We start from the raw sequence: 17,955 nt of genomic DNA, 5'->3' as shown, positions 1-17,955 counted from the left end.
CACCCGCCGCTGTCCCCTTGTTTCGCGGACTCGTTCGACTCACCTTCCACTCGCCTTCGACTCTTCCACGGCTCATTCCGGCGGGCGTCTCGGGCAGGGCGTGCAGCTTCGTGCAATTGCACGTTTGCACCTTGTCCATATGTCGTTGAGTAACGCAGGCTTTACCTAGCGTCGGCAGTCCGTCAGGGCGCGGCAGCGCGGTCCATCCGGACGCGGAGGGGGGTTCGGTGGTGCTTTGCGCCGCCACGCCCGGATGCCGGTGGCCGGGGGAGGGGACAGATCATCGACTGTCCCGTCCCCCGGCGCTTTTCGCGTGCCGGGAGTACGTCGGACCGTGGGGGTCGTCGTGCTCCCGGCACCCCGAACGCCCGCGCGGCGAGCCATGAGCGGCCCGGCCAACTCGTTTTGGAGCCAGGCCCTAGACTTAGCTCAATCAGCGCAACGGCAGGAGGGGGCCGCAGCATGTCCAAGTTCACCGAGATGGGTTTGACCTTCGACGATGTGCTGCTTGTGCCGGGCTATTCCGACCTGCAGCCAGGCGAGGCCGACACCCGTTCCCGGTTGTCGAGGGGCATCACGCTGGCCATCCCGCTGATCTCCGCCGCGATGGACACCGTGACCGAGGCCCGCATGGCGGTCGCCATGGCGCGCCAGGGCGGCATCGGCATCCTGCACCGCAACCTGTCGATCGAGGAGCAGGCCCAGCAGGTCGACCTCGTCAAGCGGTCCGAGGCCGGCATGGTGACCAACCCGGTGACCTGCAGCCCCGACGACACGCTGGCCGACGTCGAGCGGCTGTGCGCGACGTACCGGATCTCCGGGGTGCCCGTGACCGACGCGTCCGGCACGCTGCTCGGCATCGTCACCAACCGCGACATGCGCTTCGAGACCGACCAGACGCGGCCCGTGCGCGAGGTCATGACGTCGATGCCGCTGGTCACCGCGCAGGTCGGGGTCTCGCGTGAGGACGCGTTCGCCCTGCTGCGGAAGAACAAGATCGAGAAGCTGCCCCTGGTCGACGGCGACGGCAGGCTGCGCGGCCTGATCACGGTCAAGGACTTCACCAAGAGCGAGCAGTACCCGCTGGCCACGAAAGACGCCGACGGCCGGCTCACCGTCGGGGCGGCCGTGGGCGTCGGCGGCGACGCCGAGCTGCGCGCCAAGACGCTGATCGAGGCCGGGGTCGACGTGGTGGTGGTCGATGTCGCCCACGGCCACTCCAAGGGCCTGGCCGACATGATCGCCAAGATCAAGGCCAACAGCAAGGCCGACGTCATCGGCGGCAACATCGCCACCAGGGCCGGCGCCCAGATGCTGGTCGACGCGGGCGCCGACGCCGTCAAGGTGGGCGTCGGGCCGGGCTCGATCTGCACCACCAGGGTCGTGGCCGGGGTCGGCGCGCCGCAGGTGACCGCCATCTACGAGGCCTCGAAGGCGTGCGCGCCCGCCGGGGTGCCGGTGATCGGCGACGGCGGCCTGCAGTACTCCGGCGACATCGTCAAGGCCATCGCGGCCGGCGCCGACACCGTGATGCTCGGCTCGCTGCTGGCCGGCTGCGAGGAGTCGCCCGGCGAGCTCATCTTCATCAACGGCAAGCAGTTCAAGTCCTACCGGGGCATGGGGTCGCTCGGCGCCGTACGCAACCGCGAGCGCGGCGGCACCTCCTTCAGCAAGGACCGTTACGCCCAGGCCGACGTCGGCGGCGACGACAAGTACATCCCCGAGGGCATCGAGGGTCAGGTGCCCTACCGCGGCCCGGTGTCGGCCGTGGCCCACCAGCTCATCGGCGGTCTGCGCCAGGGCATGTGGTACGCGGGCTGCCGCACGATCGAGCAGATGCACACCGACTGCGAGCTCATGCCGATCACGATGGCAGGCCTCAAGGAGAGTCACCCCCACGACATCCAGATGACCGTGGAAGCTCCGAACTATCACAGAAGGTAAGTCCATGACTCAGCAGGTGGAGATCGGCCGGGGGAAGACCGGGCGGCGGGCGTACTCGCTTGACGAGATCGGTCTGGTGCCCTCGCGGCGCACCCGTGACCCGGAGGAGGTCTCGATCACCTGGCAGATCGACGCCTACCGGTTCGAGCTGCCCGTGGTCGTCGCTCCCATGGACAGCGTGGTCTCGCCGGCCACCGCCATCGAGATCGGCCGGCTCGGCGGTCTGGCGCCGCTCGACCTCGAGGGCCTGTGGACCCGCTACGAAGACCCGCGCCCGCTGCTGGAGGAGTGCGCCGCGCTCGACCAGGAGGCGGCCACCAAGCGGCTCCAGGAGATCTACGCCGCCCCGATCCAGGAAGACCTGATCGGCCGGCGCATCGAGGAGATCCGGGCCTCCGGCGTGACCACCGCGGTGCGCCTGTCGCCGCAGCGTACGGTCCAGTACCACAAGGCCGTGATCGACGCGGGCGTCGACATCTTCGTCATCCGCGGCACGACCGTCTCCGCCGAGCACGTCTCGGGGCGGGCCGAGCCGCTCAACCTCAAGCAGTTCATCTACGAGCTCGACGTGCCGGTCATCGTGGGCGGGTGCGCCACCTACACCGCGGCGCTGCACCTCATGCGCACGGGCGCGGCCGGGGTGCTGGTGGGCTTCGGCGGCGGCGCCTCCCACACGACCCGTAACGTCCTGGGCGTGGCGGTGCCGATGGCGACCGCGATCTCCGACGTCGCCGCGGCGCGGCGCGACTACATGGACGAGTCCGGCGGGCGCTACGTCCATGTGATCGCCGACGGCGGCATGGGCACGTCCGGCGACATCGCCAAGGCGATCGCCTGCGGCGCCGACGCCGTGATGGTGGGCTCGCCGCTGGCCCGCGCGGTGGAGGCTCCCGGGCACGGGTTCCACTGGGGTTCGGAGGCTCACCACCCCGATCTGCCGCGGGGGCGGCGGGTCGAGTTCGGCACCGTCGGCACGCTGGAGCAGATCCTGCACGGGCCGTCGAGTGTGGCCGACGGGTCGATGAACCTCATGGGCGCGCTCAAGCGCACCATGGCCTCGACCGGCTACTCCGACATCAAGGAGTTCCAGCGCGTCGAGGTCGTCGTCGCGCCGATCCAGCGCTGACTTCCACTCCGGCCGCCGTCCGACGACTTGCTCGGGCGGCGGCCGCGGCATGTGACGTAGGGTTTCGGGATGGATTCCCTTGAAGAGAGGATGGCCCGGCTGGAGCAGCAGGTCGCCATGCTGCAGCGCCGTCTCGGCATCGACCCCGCGCTTCCCGAGCCCCGTCCCGGCACGCCGGCCCTGCCCGCCGAGTTCTACCGGGCGCTGGAGAACGGGAAGACGATCAAGGCCATCAAGATCTACCGCGAGTCCACCGGCGCCTCGCTGCTCGCCGCCAAGAACGCCGTCGAGGCCATGGAACGCGGCGGCAGACCCTGAGCACGGGGTTGCCTTTCCCGGCGTGACGGGCGGGGTGGTGTGTGGTGAGCGCGGTTGAGCGGGTGTTCCGCGAGGAGTACGGGCGGGCGGTGGCCGTGCTCGTGCGGGCGTTCGGGGACATCGATCTCGCTGAGGAGGCGGTGCAGGAGGCGTTCGCGGTGGCCGTGCGGCAGTGGCCCGACGCCGGGATGCCGCCGAGTCCGGCGGGCTGGATCATCACGACGGCGCGCAACCGGGCGATCGACCGGCTGCGGAGGGAGTCGAGCCGGCACGAGCGGCATGTGCGGGCCGTGCAGCTGTACGACGCCGACGAGCCGCTCGCCGAGGACGGGCCCGTTCGTGACGATCGGCTGCGTCTGATCTTCACCTGCTGCCATCCCGCGCTCGCCGTGCACGCGCAGGTGGCGCTCACGTTGCGGCTGCTCGGCGGGCTCACGACCGCGGAGATCGCCCGCGCGTTCCTCGTGCCCGAGCCGACCATGGCGCAGCGGCTGGTCAGGGCCAAGAGCAAGATCCGGCGGGCGCGCGTCCCGTACCGGGTGCCGGGGGAGGCGGAGCTGCCCGAGCGGCTGCGGGCGGTGCTGGCCGTGGTCTATCTGATCTTCAACGAGGGGTACGCGGCCAGCTCGGGCGACCGGCTGGTCCGCGAGGACCTGTGCGCGGAGGCGATCAGGCTGGGGCGGCTGCTGGCCGCGCTCATGCCGGACGAGCCCGAGGTCAAGGGGCTGCTCGCGCTCATGCTGCTCGTCGAGGCGCGCCGCCCGGCCCGTACCGGACAGGACGGCGGGCTGGTGCCGCTGGCCGAGCAGGACCGCGCGCTGTGGGACCGGGCGCTGATCGAGGAGGGGCAGGACATCGTCCGGTGGTGCCTGCGGCGCGACACGCCGGGGCCGTACCAGGTGCAGGCGGCGATCAACGCGGTGCACGGTGACGCGCCGAGCGCGCGGGAGACCGACTGGCGGCAGATCCTGCGGCTGTACGACCTGCTGCTGGCGCTCGACCCGACCTCCGTGGTCGCGTTGAACCGGGCGGTGGCCGTGGCCGAGGTCGAAGGGCCGGAAGCGGCGTTGCGGCTGGTGGACGGCCTCGACGCGGACGGTTACCACCTCTTCCACGCCGTACGGGCCGACCTGCTGCGGCGGCTGGGCCGCGCGACGGAGGCGGCGCAGCGTACGAGGCCGCGATCGCGCGGGCGGGCAACGACGTCGAGCGGGAGTTCCTGCGCGCGGCCGCCCAGCGGCTGTAGGTCATCAGGACTGCTCCGACGCCGGACGTCCGGGTGCCGGTCAGGCTGCACATGGTGGGCGACGCCGCAGGCTCGTGCCCGCTGCCCTAGCATGCGGAAATGGCTGATCTTCAGCACAAGCACGACCTGACGTACGAGGGCGAGCTGGTCGTCAAGCGGTACACGGACGGCGATCCCGGCGCCGCCGAGCGGGAGTGGCTGGCGCTGAAGCTGCTGGCCGAGCACGCCCCCGGGCTGGCGCCCGAGCCGGTCGCGTTCGAGGGCGGCGCGGTGACCATGTCGCGCATCGCCGGAGTGCCGCTGCGCGGCCTGGCCACGCGTACGGCGGCGCAGCTGTCGGCCGTGGCCGAGGCCGTGACCGTGTTGCACGCCGCGGTGCCGGCTCACGTGCTGCGGAGCGTTCCCGTGCGGCCGTGGCAGGTCGAGGTGCTGGTCGAGTGGGTGCGGAAGCGGGCGGCGGGGTGGCGGCCGCGGGAGCCCCTGGCCGACCGGGCCGTGCGGGAGGGCCTGCGGTGGCTGGAGAGCTGGTCGCCGGGCGACCAGGGTGTCACGCCGGTGTTCGGGGCCGGTGACGGCAACCTCGCGAACTTCCTGTGGGACGGCGCCCGCGTCCGCGTCGTCGACTTCGAGGACTCCGGGCGCAGCGACCGGGCGTTCGAGCTGGCGGAGCTGGCCGAGCACGTGTCGATGTGGGTGGACGGCGAGGTGGACATCGCGGGCCGCTTCGAGCTGGACCCGTACGAGAGCCGGCGCCTGCGCGAGTGCCGCACGTTGCAGGCGCTGGTCTGGCTGTTCCTGCTCTCCCATGAAGGGCCGCGCAACCCGCCTGGGACCTTCCGGCGGCAGGCCGAACGTGTCCTCGCTACCCTGGGCGCGTGAGACTCGCAGGACCGGCCGACCAGGCGGCCGTCGAGCAGCTCGTCCACGACGCCTACACGCCGTGGATCGAGGCCGTCGGCGCGCGGCCGCTGCCGCTGGAGGCCGACTACGGCGCGCTCATCGCGGGCGGCCGGGTGCACGTGACCGACCCGCTCGACGGGTTGGTCGTGCTCGTCCCTGAGGACGACGCGCTGCTGGTGGAGAACGTCGCCGTACGGCCGGACATGCACGGCAGGGGCATCGGGCGGGCGCTGCTCGCCTACGCCGAGGACGAGGCGCGCCGGCTCGGGCTGCCCGCGCTGCGCCTCTACACCAACGTCAAGATGACGTCGAACATCCGGTTGTACGCGTCGCTCGGCTACGTCGAGACCGGGCGTGCGGGCATCGAGGGCCGCCAGGCCGTGCTGATGCGCAAGTCGCTCAGCCCGTGAGCACGCCCAGCAGGTGGGTGACCTCGCGGGCCACCGCGTCACGCCCGGACCTGACGTACTTGCGCGGGTCGACCACGCGCTCGTCGCGGCCCAGGTGGTCGCGGATCGCGCCGGTGAACGCCTTGTTCAGGTGGGTCGCGATGTTGATCTTCTTCATGCCCCGGCGGACGGCCTCGCGCAGCACGTCGTCGGGGACGCCCGAGGAGCCGTGCAGCACCAGCGGCACCGGCACGGCCGCGCGCAGCTCGGCGATGAGGTCGAGGTCGAGCACGGCGTCCTTGGTCGTCATCGCGTGTGACGTGCCGACGGCGACGGCGAGGGCGTCCACGCCGGTCCTGGCCACGTAGTCGACCGCCTCGTGCGGTTTGGTGCGGGCGCCGGGGGCGTGCACGCCGTCCTTGCCGCCGACCTCGCCCAGCTCGGCCTCGACCCACACGCCGCGCTCGTGGCAGAAGGCGGCCACCTCGGCGGTCGCGCGGACGTTGTCCTCGTCGGGCAGGGCCGAGGCGTCGTACATGACCGAGCCCAGGCCCAGCGCCACCGCCTCCTCCACCAGCGCGCGGTCGGTGGCGTGGTCGAGGTGGACCGCGACCGGCACCCGCGCCCGGCGGGCGATCGCGAGGCAGGCCAGCGCGAGGGGCTCCAGCGCGCCGTGGTAGCGCACGCAGTTCTCGCTGATCTGCAGGACGACCGGCTGCCCGGCGGCCTCGGCGCCGGCCACGACGGCGGTGGCGTGCTCCAGCTGGATCACGTTGAACGCGCCCACTCCCGAGGGGGACCGGTGGACGATGTCGCCGATGGGAGCGAGGGGCATGAGGGCTCCTTAGGAGAGGCTGATCAGGGGGTGGATGGCGGCGTACACGGCAGGGTCGAACTCCCCGGCCACGGGCGTGGCCACGGCCGCCGCGCCGAGCGCCGCGGCGCGTCTGAGCCGGTCGGGCCACGGGGTCCGCTCGACCAGGCCCAGCGCCAGCCCGGCCACCAGCGCGTCGCCCGCGCCCGTGGGGTTGCCCGGCACGGTGTACGGCATCCGCGCCCGGAACGTCCCCTCGCCGGTGACCGCCAGCAGGCCGTCGGCGCCCATGGACACCACGACCGCCCCTGCGCCCCTTGCGCGCAACGCCTCGGCGCCCTCGGCCGGGGTGCCGCCGGGGACGGCTCTGGCCAGCTCGTCCGCGTTGGGCTTGACGACGGCGGGGCGGCCCTCGGGGGCATGGCGCAGGGGCTCGCCGTCGGCGTCCACGATCGCCGGGACGCCCTGGCCGGCGGCGAGGGCGGCCAGGGTGGCGTAGACGTCGGCGGGGACGCCGCGCGGCAGGCTGCCCGCGATGACCACGGCGTCGGCGTGGCCCAGGAGCTCGGTGTAGCGCCGCGTGAACGCGGCCAGCTCGTCGGCCGTCACCTCGGGGCCGGGTTCGTTGAACAGGGCAGTCCGCCCCCCACCGGACGCCTCCGGGGCGGCCGGCACCCCCAGGGCGGGTGTCCCCAGGGCGGGGGGAGGTGTGCTGAGGGTGGTTCGAGAGGTTCCGGGGGTCGCCGGGGTGGCGGGTGGAGGTTCGGTGATGGTCAGGGTGGTGCGGGAGTCGGCGGTGATGGGGGTCAGGGCGGTGGGGAGGCGGGCGGCGCGCAGGTCGTCCTCGATCGACCGGCCCGTCGGGCCGCCCGCCAGGCCCGTCACCAGGACGTCGCGACCGAGCGCCGTCAGCACCCTGGCCACGTTGACGCCCTTGCCGCCCGCGCGCCGGTGCACCGCGCCGACGCGGTTGACGCCGTTCCAGTCGACGTGCGGCACCTCGTACGTCACGTCGAGGGCGAGGTTGAGCGTCACCGTGAGGATCATCAGGGCTCCGTGATCCAGACGCCGTCCTTCATCACGCCGTCGGCCTCCAGAGCGCCGGAGAGCACCACCAGGTCGGCCGCCTTGCCGACGGCGATCGAGCCGATCCGGTCGGCCAGGCCCAGCACCCGCGCCGGCGTCAGCGAGGCGACCTGCACGGCGTCGGGCAGCGACATGCCGACCTCGCGCACGCTGCGCCGGAACGCGACGTCCATCGTCAGCGTGGAGCCCGCGATCGAACCGCCTTCGACCAGCCGCGCCACGCCGTCGTCCACGCGCACCCGCATGGAGCCGAGCAGGTAGTCGCCGTCGCCCAGCCCGGTGGCCGACATGGCGTCGGTGATCAGCACCGTACGGCCCGGCCCGGCCACCTCGTACGCCAGCCGCAGCATGGCCGGATGCACGTGCACGCCGTCGTTGATCAGCTCGACCGTCACCCGCTCGTCGTCCAGCAGCGCCGCCACCGGGCCCGGCGCGCGGTGGCCGAGCGGCGGCATCGCGTTGTAGAGGTGGGTGGCCACGCTCGCGCCGGCCTCGATGCCGGCGATGGTCTGCTCGTAGTCGGCGTCGCTGTGGCCGATGGCCGCGATGACGCCCTCGGCCACGGCCATGCGGATCGTGTCGAGCGCCCCGGGCAGCTCGGCCGCGATCGTCACCATGCGCACGTGCCCCCGCCCGGCCTTGAGCAGCTCGGCGAGCTCCCGCGGCGACGGCTCCCGCAGCAGTGTCGGGTCGTGCGCGCCGCAGCGGGCCTTGGCGATGTACGGGCCCTCGAAGTGGATGCCCGCCAGCAGCCCCTCATCGCACAGCTCGGCCAGCGCCGAGGCCGCCCTGCTCAGGCTGTCGACCGGATCGGTCACCAAGCTGGCCACCGTGGTGGTGGTGCCGTGCCGCCGGTGCAGCGCCACGGCGTCACGCGCCTTGTCGAGGTCACCGGTGGGAAAGGAGCCGCCCGCGCCGCCGTGGTTGTGGATGTCGACGAACCCCGGCACGACGTACCGGCCGCCCAGGCTGAGGCCGGGACCCGGGGCGGATCCGTGGCCGACGTGGGTGATGCGGCCGTCTTCTATGGTCAGCCACCCTTCGTGCACTCCGGCGGGGGTCACGATCCGGGCGTCGGCAAGTGTGAGGCTCATGAAGAAAGGATCACAGATCGCGTGAGGTGCAGGGGCTCGTCGGGGTCGAGACCGCGGGCGAAGGCGCGGGCGACGGCCACCCGCTGGGCGCGGATCAGCTCGGCCATCGGGTCGAGCCCCGACTCCACGAACGTCGCGCCGGTCTGTTCCACCTGCGCGCGCAGGCCCTCGGGGGCGGCGCCGAGCATCCAGGTGACCCGGCCGGGGGCGGCGATGCTGATGGGGCCGTGGCGGTACTCCATCGCCGGGTACGCCTCCGTCCACGAGCGGGACGCCTCGCGCATCTTCAGCGCGGCCTCCTGGGCCAGGCCGACCGACCAGCCGGTGCCGAGGAAGCTGAACTGCTCGGCGTTCACCAGTTCCTCGGGGAGGGGCTCGGCGACGGCCCGCTCGGCGTCGGCGACGGCCTGCGTGAGGTCCTCGCCGAGGCTGGCGCGCAGCAGGGCGAGCTGCGTGGTGGCGAAGCGGGTCTGCACGACCGAGCGCTCGTCGGCGTAGTCGAGGACGACGACCTCGTCCGCGGCGGACATGATCGGCGTGTCGGGGTCGGCGGTGATGGCCGTGGTGGCGGTCGCCGTCCTGGACAGCAGCTCCAGCACCTCCGTCGTGGTACCCGAGCGCGACAGGGCCAGCACGCGGTCGTACGCTCGCCCGGCGGGGAACTCCGAGGCGGCGAAGGCGTCGGTCTCGCCGTGCCCGGCCTGCTCGCGCAGCGCGGCGTACGCCATCGCGATGAACCAGGACGTGCCGCAGCCGACGACGGCGACCCGCTCGCCGGGGCGGGGCAGCGCGTCGGCGGGTACGCCGTCGACGGCGCGCCGCCAGCACGACGGCTGGGACGCGATCTCGGCCTCGGTGTGGGTGGTCACCGCTTACCTCCGCATGATTGATTGTTTCTGCTGGCTTTATACCAAAAAAGAGCAGAAATGGGCAGTGTTCGCCTGGCGTCCTGGGGTGTGCCACCCTTGCTCTGACCTCGTCCCCTAGGGAGGCTCTCGTGTCCCGCTACGACCGCTGGAACGCCATCCTGGAGCTGCTGGCCCGGGAGGGCAGGCTGTCGGTGGAGGAGGCCGCGCGGGCGCTCGACGTGTCCACGGCGACGATCCGGCGGGATTTCGACCAGCTCGCCCAGCAGCAGATGCTCATGCGCACGCGGGGCGGCGCGGTCGCCCAGAGCGTCAGCTACGATCTGCCGCTGCGCTACAAGACCGCCAGGCACGCCGACGAGAAACACCGCATCGCGGCCGCCGCGGCCGACCTGGTCACGCCCGGCGCGGTGGTGGGGCTCAACGGCGGCACCACGACGTCCGAGCTGGCGCGCGCCCTCGCCACGCTGTCGACGCTGGAGAGCGGCTTCACGATCGTCACGAACGCGCTCAACATCGCCGCCGAGCTGACCGTCCGGCAGCACGTCAAGATCGTGGTGACCGGCGGGGTGGCCAGGCAGCAGTCGTACGAGCTCATCGGGCCGCTGGCGAACGGCGTGCTGGAGCAGGTGACGCTGGACGTGGCGTTCCTGGGTGTGGACGCGCTCGACGTCGAGCTGGGCGCCTTCGCCCACCACGAGGGTGAGGCCAGCGTCAACCACCTGCTGATCGGCCGCGCCGCGCACGTCGTGGTGGTGGCCGACTCCTCCAAGGTGGGGCGGCGGGCGTTCTCCCGCATCTGCCCGATCGGCGAGATCGACACGCTGGTCACCGACGCCCGGCTCCCCGACGAACTCGCGGGCCGATTCACCGATGCGGGCGTCAAGGTCGTACGCGCCTAGCTGATCCGGACGTATCGGGCGTTACGTGGCATGGGCCCGAAGGGTAGGTATCGGGGGGTAGACGACATTGGGGGAGCTATGACGTCGGGAAGGGGCGCGGCCCGTCTCGGGCCCGCGGAGCGCGCCGAGGCGCTGGAGCGCATGGTCGCGCAGGAGCTCGACGTGGTCGTGGTGGGCGGCGGCGTGGTGGGCGCGGGGATCGCGCTCGACGCCGCGACCCGCGGCCTCGACGTGGGGCTGGTCGAGGCGCGCGACTTCGCCTCCGGCACGTCCTCGCGCTCGTCCAAGCTGATCCACGGCGGGCTGCGCTATCTCGAACAGCTCAACTTCGAGCTGGTACGCGAGGCGCTCCAGGAACGCGCCCTGCTGCTGCAGCGGATCGCGCCGCACCTGGTCAGGCCGGTGCCGTTCCTGTTCCCGCTGACCCACTTCGCCTGGGAGCGCCCGTACGTCGGCGCCGGCGTCGCCCTCTACGACACGCTCGGCTTCGCCACCGGGCTCACCCGCGGCGTGCCCGGACACCGGCACCTGTCGAGGTCGCGGGCGCTGCGGCTGGCCCCCGCGCTGAAGAAGACCTCCTTCACCGGCGCCGTCCAGTACTGGGACGCCCAGGTCGACGACGCCCGCTACGTGATGATGCTGCTGCGCACGGCCGCCACGTACGGCGCCCATGTCGCGCCGAGGGCGCAGGTCGTCGGGTTCCTGCGCGAGGGCGAGCGGGTCACCGGCGTGCGCGTGCGCGACCTGGAGGCCGGCGAGGAGGTCGAGATCCGCGCCCGGCAGGTCGTCAACGCCACCGGCGTCTGGACCGACGACATCCAGGAGCTCGTCGGCGGCCGGGGCGTGATCCACGTACGCTCCTCCAAGGGCATCCACCTGGTGGTGCCGCGCGACCGGATCCACTCGCTGACCGGGATCATCCTGCGTACAGAGAAGTCGGTGCTTTTCGTGATCCCGTGGGGCCGCCACTGGATCATCGGCACCACCGACACCGAGTGGACGCTCGACAAGAGCCACCCCGCGGCCTCCCGGGCGGACATCGACTACCTGCTCGACCACGTCAACGCCGTGCTGTCGGTGCCGCTGACGCGCGACGACGTGGAGGGCGTCTACGCCGGGCTGCGGCCGCTGCTGTCGGGCGAGTCCGACGACACCTCCAAGCTGTCCAGGGAGCACGTGGTGGCGCACCCCGTGCCGGGCCTGGTGATGATCGCCGGCGGGAAGTACACGACGTACCGGGTCATGGCGAAGGACGCCGTGGACGCGGTCGCCCACGGGCTCGACCAGCGGGTGCCGGCCTCGTGCACCGACCGCGTCCCGCTCGTGGGGGCCGAGGGCTACCAGGCGCTGTGGAACTCCCGTCACCGCCTGGCCCAGAGCTCAGGGCTGCACGTGGCCAGGATCGAGCACCTGCTCCAGCGGCACGGCTCGCTGATCGACGAGGTGCTGGGGCTGATCGAGCGCGACCCGTCGCTGGGCCGCCCGCTGCCGGGGGCCGACGACTACCTGCGGGCGGAGATCGTCTACGCCGCCACCCACGAGGGGGCCAGGCACCTCAACGACGTGCTGACCCGGCGTACGCGCATCTCCATCGAGACCTTCCACCGCGGGCTCGCGGTCGCGCAGGAGGTCGCCGAGCTGATGGCCGAGCCGCTCGGCTGGGACGGCGAGCAGGTCAAGCGCGAGGTCGAGTACTACGCCAAGCGCGTGGAGTCCGAGCGCCGCTCGCAGGAGCAGGACTCCGACCAGGAGGCCGACGCCATCAGGCTGGGCGCGCCGGAGATCGTCCCCGTGGTCGCGCCCGAGGACTCCTGACGCGGCAGGGCTTGGGGCGGCCCGCGGCGCTGCGGGAACCGCGGACCGCCCGTTCCTGGATGGCTCTCAGGTCACGTCGCCGGCGGGAAGAGCGTGGCGTCGTGCACGTCGAGCAGCGGCTCCTTGACGCCGTCGCCCGAGTCGTCGGTCCAGTTCGCGTTGCCGCTCGCGGTCAGGGCGCCGCGCACCGCCAGCGAGCCTTCCCGCGTCGTCGGCTTGCGGGCGCCCGAGGTGAGGATGCCTGCCGCGCCGGCCACGTGGGGGCTGGCCATCGAGGTGCCGCTGCTCGTTCCGTAGCCGCCGTTGCGCCAGGTCGAGTAGACGCAGGTGCCCGGCGCGGTGATCTCCACGGTGGAGCCGTAGTTGGAGTAGAAGGCCGCGGTGTCGTCGCGGTCGGTCTCGCTGCGGCACGAGAGCGTGCTGCCCCCGGCGCCGCCGGGCAAACCGTCGTTGTCGGTCATCGCCGAGACCGTGATCACGTCAGGGTGGTTGGCGGGGAAGAAGGAGGCGGTGTTCGCGGAGCTGTTGCCCGCGGCCACCACGACGACGATGCCGGCGTTCACCGCGTTCGTGATCGCCCGGCTGATCGCGCTGCTGGAGCAGCCGTCGCAGCCGAGGCTCAGGTTCACGACCTCGATGGTGGAGGCGCGCGCCACCACCCAGTCGATGCCGGCGGCGATGGCCGACAGGCTTCCTGAGCCGGCCGCGTTCAGCACCTTCACGCCGTGTATGCGGGCGCCGGGCGCGACGCCGACCGGGCCGATGGCGTTGTCGAGTGCGCCGACGGTGCCGGCGACGTGCGTGCCGTGGCCGTTGTCGTCGGTGCCGGAGTCGTTGCGGCAGACGCCGTTCTGGCAGTTGGCCCGGGCGACCACGTCGAGGTCGGGGTGGGTGTGGTCGACGCCGCTGTCCACGACGGCGACGTCCACGTCGATCCGCACGTCGTCGGTGCCGTCGATGTCCAGGTTGGGGTTGTCGGGGCCGAAGATCCGCCGTACCCCTGAGGGCACGGTCTGGGCGAACGCGGTGACCTCGGCGTCGGGCTCTACGGTGAGCACGTTCGGGTTGCGCTTGAGCTGCTCGGCGGCGGTGGCGCTCATGCGGGCGGTGTAGCCCTTGAAGGCGTGCTCGTAGACGCCGACGACCTGGCCGCCGAGACGGGTCACCTGGTCCTCGGCGGCGCCGCGGGGCGCGCGCGTCGAGGGGTCGAGCTGCACGATGTACGTGCCTTCCGGGGCGGCGGCCGCCGAGGACGGAAGCGGTGTCAGGGGTAACGCGAGTGCGCCGGCGAGCAATGCGAGCAGGGGGGTGAGTGATCGCATGGCAGCGTGCTCCCTTTCCGGAGGGGGACCGAGGAGGCCTGATCCCGACTGACGCTTGTCAGTAAAGCTTTCACCGCTTGTCGGGAAATGTCCATAAAAAAGGTGCCGATTCGCTACGAATCGGCACCTCTTGATCGCTCAGCGCAGCGGGATCCACGCCTCCCGTTCGAGCGTGGTCAGGTCGTTGACCTGTGCGCCCTCGGGGGAGAGCGTCCACAGCGCGTCGCCGATGACCAGCGAGCGCTGGATCCCGGGCTGGTAACGCAGCCTGCCCTGCTCCCGCGCGGGGTGGGAGATCCTGCCGAGCTCCGTCACGCCCGCGTCGTCGATCCGCAGCGCGAGCGCGCCCGAGTCGTCCTGCGTGGTCAGCGGGATCACCGACAGGCCGGTCTTCGGCCAGTACAGGAACGCGTGCGGGTCCCACTCCGCGCCCGAGCCGGAGTCCTTCTGGAACAGCTGCGACAGGCGGCGCGGAGCGGCCGGGTCGCTGACGTCGAAGAGCGAGACCTGCGTGCCGAGCGTCCTGCCCTGCTCGCTCGCCTCCTGGCCGATGCCGATCAGGCGCCCCTCGCCCGCCGGGTGCAGGTACGCCGAATAGCCGGTGATCTTCAGCTCGCCGGTCACCTTGGGAGCCGCCGGGTCGCGCAGGTCGAGGGTGTAGAGCGGGTCCACCTGGCGGAACGTCACGCAGTAGCCCACCGGGCCGATGAACCGCACCGAGTAGATGCGCTCGCCCTTGCCGAGGCCGCCGACCTCGCCCACCTGGGCCATGGTGTCGGCCCGCAGCACGTGGACGGAGCTGGAGCTGGTGCGGTCGTCGGCGGAGTTCAGCGTGGTGGCGACGCGGAGGTGGCCGTCGTGCTCCGACAACGCGTACTGGTTCAGCAGGCGCCCGGGCACCTTGCCCGAGGCCGCGTACGCGGGGGCGCCGGGGGCGGTGAGGTCGAACCGGTGGATCTCGGTCTCCTCCGGCGGCTGCTCGGGCTCCGGCAGCAGGCTGGGCTGGCGCGGATCCGGCGTCACCGGGGGTTCGGACGCCGACAGGGTGATGGTCGCCGTGGGGGAGAGCGCGGTGCTGACGACGGGCCGGCCGAGGGCGGGGTCGAGCGTGGGCTCGGCGGGGGTGGGCTCCTCCGCGGGCGCGGCGCCATCACCCGAGGGCACCGGGCGCGCGGGGCCTCCCGGGGTGGCCGGCGCCGGCTTCGTCGTGGCGGGGGCATCCGGAGTGGCGGGGGCATCGGAAGTGGCGGGGGCCCCAGAGGTGGCGGGGATCTCAGACGTGGCGGGGGTATCCGGCGTGGCGGGGGTGTCCGACGTCGCGGGGACGTCGTCGATGGGGAGCGGGCGGACGATCGGGAGCCACCAGCGCGGGTTGCTGGCCACGTACAGGCTGCGGCCGGTGCCGTAGACGATGTCGCCGTCGGCGGCCAGCGCGATCGGGTCGGTGCCCGTGTCCGTGAGGCCCCTGGCCAGGTCGATGGTGTGCACCGTCAGCATCGAGGTGCCGGTGTAGTCGGCCGGGTGGCTCACCCGCTCGCACGGCACCGACTCCTTCCTGACCGCCCCGGCCGCGTCCGTGATCTCGACCGTCGGCAGCCACGCCTCGGCCGGGGCCCGGCGTACCGCGTCCTGGTTCTGCTTGATCCGCTCGGTCTCCGTGGCGTCCGGGCCGGGGTCGGGGAAGGTGACGGCGGGCTGGTCGCGGGTCACGAGGCGGACCGTGGAGCCGACCATCCTGGCGTCCACGTACGAGCCGCCGGTCCTGACCGTGTTCAGCACCTTCGGCGTCCCGGCCAGGTCGACCAGCACGTACAGGGTGTCGCCGGGCGGCCTGGCGTCCACGGACTTGTACATGATGTCCCCGCCGCGCAGCAGCACCAGCGCGCGGTCGCCCGACACCAGCAGGTCCCCGGGGACGCCGGGCGCGTCGCCCTCGGTCAGCTTGAGCGAGGAGATGACCTTCCTGGTGGCCGTGTCGATGACCCGCAGGGTGCCGTCGGTGACCGTGAGGACCCGGTCGCCGTCGGTCTTGACCATGTCGGGCTCGTCCACGCCCTCCTCGTGCACGTTGGTCGTGGAGTGCTCGGGCGCGCCGGAGTACGCCTTGCTCTCCACGGCGGCGTCCGCCCGCGCGGCCACCGGGGAGAGGGGCATGACGCCGCCGAACCCGTACGCGCCGACGTTGCGGGCCGCCCGCTCGCGCAGGCCCGCGAGCAGCTCGTCGCAGCTGTCGTAGGCCACCAGGCGGACGGCGCCGAGCGGGGACGCCGGCGGGCTCGCGCCGCCGCCCGCCGAAGAGGTGCAGCCGGCCACCGCCGTCGCCAGCGCCACGGCGGACACGGCCGCGCGGATGGGGGTCTTCATGCCCCCATGACGGCTGCGCGCTCCGGATGGTTCACCACCCCGGTGACCGAGGCGGCATGCCATGGGATGATCCTGGTCCTATGTCCACTCCCGGCAGCGCCAAGCGGCCCGCGACGGGCTTCGACGTGATCGTCGTCGGATCGGGGTTCGGCGGGAGCGTCGCCGCGCTCCGGCTGGCCGAGAAGGGGTACCGGGTCGGCGTGCTGGAGGCGGGCCGCCGCTTCGACGCCGCCACGCTGCCCGCCACGTCGTGGCGGCTGCGTGACTTCCTGTGGGCGCCGGGGCTCGGGCTGAAGGGCATCCAGCGCATCCACGTGCTGCGCGGCGAGCGCGGCACCCGTGTCATGGTGCTGGCCGGCGCCGGGGTCGGCGGCGGCTCCCTCGTGTACGCCAACACGCTCTACGAGCCGCTCGACCCGTTCTTCGCCGATCCCCAGTGGTCCGGCATCACCGACTGGAAGGCCGAGCTCGCGCCCCACTACGACCAGGCCAGGCGCATGCTGGGCGCGGTCGTCAACCCCACCTTCACCCGGGCCGACGAGATCATGCGGGAGATCGCGGCGCGCATGGGCGTGGCCGAGACGTTCCGCCTGGCGCCCGTGGGCGTCTACTTCGGCGAGGACGGCGTCGACCCGTACTTCGGCGGCGCCGGCCCGGCCCGGAGCGGCTGCGTCGAATGCGGTGCCTGCATGACCGGCTGCCGGTACGGCGCCAAGAACATGCTCACCGAGAACTACCTGTACCTCGCCGAGCGGGCGGGCGCCCAGGTCTACGCCGAGTGCACGGTCACCACGGTGCGTCCCCTGCCGTCCGGCGGCTACCAGGTGATCGCCGGCAGGACCGGCTCCCCGCACCGGCGCCGCACGTTCACCGCCGCGCAGGTGGTCTTCGCGGCCGGCACGTACGGCACCCAGCGGCTGCTGCACAAGCTGCGCGACGACGGCACCCTGCCCCGCCTTTCGCCCCGCCTGGGCGCGCTGACCCGGACCAACTCCGAGGCCCTGGTCGGCTTCGAACGCTCCTCGGTCGGCGGCGACAAGCTCAACGCCGGCCTGGCGATCACTTCCTCCTTCCACCCCGACGCCGAGACCCACGTCGAGCCGGTCCGCTACGGCGACGGCTCCAACGCGATGGGCCTGCTGCGCACCCTGCTGGTCGACGGCGGCGGGTCGCGCCTGCGCGGGTTCGCCCGCGAGCTGGCCCGGCAGCGCCTGCGGGCGCTTCGGGTCCTGGACCTGCGCCGCTGGTCGGAGCGGAGCCTCATCGCCCTGGTCATGCAGGCCAAGGACAACTCGATCACCGTACGCCGCACCCGATGGGGGCTGCGGGCCTCGCGCGGTCACGGCGAGCCCAACCCCACCTGGATCCCCGCCGCGCACGAGGCCGTGCGTCACGGGGCGGAGCTGATCGGCGGCGTGGCCGCAGGGTCGTGGCTCGACCTGTTCGACATCCCGGCCACGGCCCACTTCCTCGGCGGCTGCGCCATCGGCGACTCACCGGAGACCGGCGTGATCGACCCCTACCACCGCGTGTACGGCCACGAGGGCCTGCACGTCGTGGACGGCTCCGCCGTGTCGGCGAACCTGGGCGTGAACCCGTCGCTGACCATCACCGCGCAGGCGGAGCGGGCGATGGCGTTCTGGCCCAACGCGGGTGACCCGGACCCGCGCCCCGCTCTCGGCTCGCCGTACGTACGGCTGGCGCGGATCGTACCGCGCAGCCCCGCCGTACCCGAGGAGGCGCCCGCCGCGCTGCGGTGACCGGTGGAT

General features: G+C 72.7%; 15 protein-coding genes. 9 read left to right on the top strand and 6 right to left on the bottom strand.

Annotated features, from left to right (window positions below; translation table 11 throughout):
- Window positions 1-462: 462 nt before the first annotated feature.
- The 6 genes from guaB (at window position 463) to ACIBP6_RS45700 (ending at window position 5,944) form a co-directional block, all read left to right on the top strand.
- On the top strand, window positions 463-1,944 hold the full coding sequence (gene guaB, locus ACIBP6_RS45725; protein WP_132622484.1) for an IMP dehydrogenase: 1,482 nt from the start codon (window positions 463-465) through the stop codon (window positions 1,942-1,944).
- Between the two features lie 4 nt (window positions 1,945-1,948).
- Window positions 1,949-3,070 (top strand): GuaB3 family IMP dehydrogenase-related protein, encoded by a 1,122-nt coding sequence (locus ACIBP6_RS45720; RefSeq protein ID WP_397061422.1) that lies wholly within the window; start codon window positions 1,949-1,951, stop codon window positions 3,068-3,070.
- A 69-nt stretch (window positions 3,071-3,139) separates the two neighbouring features.
- The gene (locus ACIBP6_RS45715; RefSeq protein WP_397061420.1) at window positions 3,140-3,388 is read left to right on the top strand and encodes a hypothetical protein; all 249 of its coding nucleotides are present in this window, start codon (window positions 3,140-3,142) and stop codon (window positions 3,386-3,388) included.
- Between the two features lie 44 nt (window positions 3,389-3,432).
- Window positions 3,433-4,764, top strand: a complete 1,332-nt coding sequence (locus ACIBP6_RS45710) for an RNA polymerase sigma factor (protein WP_397061418.1) — start codon at window positions 3,433-3,435, stop codon at window positions 4,762-4,764.
- On the top strand, window positions 4,734-5,513 hold the full coding sequence (locus ACIBP6_RS45705; RefSeq protein WP_397061416.1) for a phosphotransferase family protein: 780 nt from the start codon (window positions 4,734-4,736) through the stop codon (window positions 5,511-5,513). Before ACIBP6_RS45710 ends, ACIBP6_RS45705 begins: the two co-directional genes overlap by 31 nt.
- Window positions 5,510-5,944: a GNAT family N-acetyltransferase gene (locus ACIBP6_RS45700; RefSeq protein WP_397061415.1), complete on the top strand. Its 435-nt coding sequence runs from the start codon at window positions 5,510-5,512 to the stop codon at window positions 5,942-5,944. Before ACIBP6_RS45705 ends, ACIBP6_RS45700 begins: the two co-directional genes overlap by 4 nt.
- On the opposite strand, the gene ACIBP6_RS45695 is transcribed toward ACIBP6_RS45700, so the two are convergent.
- From ACIBP6_RS45695 to ACIBP6_RS45680, 4 genes are read right to left on the bottom strand one after another with little or no spacing between them, the layout of a single operon-like run.
- Entirely contained in the window at window positions 5,934-6,758 is an 825-nt protein-coding gene (locus ACIBP6_RS45695) for a ketose-bisphosphate aldolase (RefSeq protein ID WP_397061413.1), read from the bottom strand. The genes ACIBP6_RS45700 and ACIBP6_RS45695 overlap by 11 nt on opposite strands.
- 9 nt (window positions 6,759-6,767) lie before the next feature.
- The gene (locus ACIBP6_RS45690; RefSeq protein WP_397061411.1) at window positions 6,768-7,784 is read right to left on the bottom strand and encodes a 1-phosphofructokinase family hexose kinase; all 1,017 of its coding nucleotides are present in this window, start codon (window positions 7,782-7,784) and stop codon (window positions 6,768-6,770) included.
- A complete protein-coding gene (nagA, locus tag ACIBP6_RS45685) occupies window positions 7,784-8,917 on the bottom strand; it encodes an N-acetylglucosamine-6-phosphate deacetylase (RefSeq protein ID WP_397061409.1) in 1,134 nt (377 codons plus the stop codon). The genes ACIBP6_RS45690 and nagA overlap by 1 nt, the downstream gene beginning before the upstream one ends.
- A complete protein-coding gene (locus ACIBP6_RS45680; protein ID WP_397061407.1) occupies window positions 8,914-9,786 on the bottom strand; it encodes an SIS domain-containing protein in 873 nt (290 codons plus the stop codon). Before ACIBP6_RS45680 ends, nagA begins: the two co-directional genes overlap by 4 nt.
- Before the next feature lie 128 nt (window positions 9,787-9,914).
- Here ACIBP6_RS45680 and ACIBP6_RS45675 point away from each other — a divergent pair, with 128 nt between their 5' ends.
- Window positions 9,915-10,685 carry a DeoR/GlpR family DNA-binding transcription regulator gene (locus tag ACIBP6_RS45675; RefSeq protein ID WP_397061405.1) on the top strand — a complete coding sequence of 257 codons (771 nt, stop codon included), beginning with the start codon at window positions 9,915-9,917 and terminating at the stop codon, window positions 10,683-10,685.
- Window positions 10,686-10,763: 78 nt separating this feature from the next.
- Window positions 10,764-12,500, top strand: a complete 1,737-nt coding sequence (locus ACIBP6_RS45670; RefSeq protein ID WP_397061403.1) for a glycerol-3-phosphate dehydrogenase/oxidase — start codon at window positions 10,764-10,766, stop codon at window positions 12,498-12,500.
- A 71-nt stretch (window positions 12,501-12,571) separates the two neighbouring features.
- On the opposite strand, the gene ACIBP6_RS45665 is transcribed toward ACIBP6_RS45670, so the two are convergent.
- Both ACIBP6_RS45665 and ACIBP6_RS45660 read right to left on the bottom strand, forming a co-directional pair.
- Entirely contained in the window at window positions 12,572-13,822 is a 1,251-nt protein-coding gene (locus ACIBP6_RS45665) for a S8 family serine peptidase (RefSeq protein WP_397061401.1), read from the bottom strand.
- Window positions 13,823-13,960: 138 nt separating this feature from the next.
- Entirely contained in the window at window positions 13,961-16,186 is a 2,226-nt protein-coding gene (locus ACIBP6_RS45660) for a beta-propeller domain-containing protein (RefSeq protein ID WP_397061399.1), read from the bottom strand.
- Between the two features lie 80 nt (window positions 16,187-16,266).
- On the opposite strand from ACIBP6_RS45660, the gene ACIBP6_RS45655 reads away from it, so the two are divergent.
- Window positions 16,267-17,946 carry an FAD-dependent oxidoreductase gene (locus tag ACIBP6_RS45655; RefSeq protein ID WP_397061397.1) on the top strand — a complete coding sequence of 560 codons (1,680 nt, stop codon included), beginning with the start codon at window positions 16,267-16,269 and terminating at the stop codon, window positions 17,944-17,946.
- The last annotated feature ends 9 nt before the right edge of the window (window positions 17,947-17,955 follow it).

This window comes from Nonomuraea terrae, assembly GCF_044465245.1.
Classification (GTDB): domain Bacteria; phylum Actinomycetota; class Actinomycetes; order Streptosporangiales; family Streptosporangiaceae; genus Nonomuraea; species Nonomuraea terrae.
Note: the sequence above shows the minus strand (reverse complement) of the source record. Positions and strands in the feature narration are given on the sequence as shown.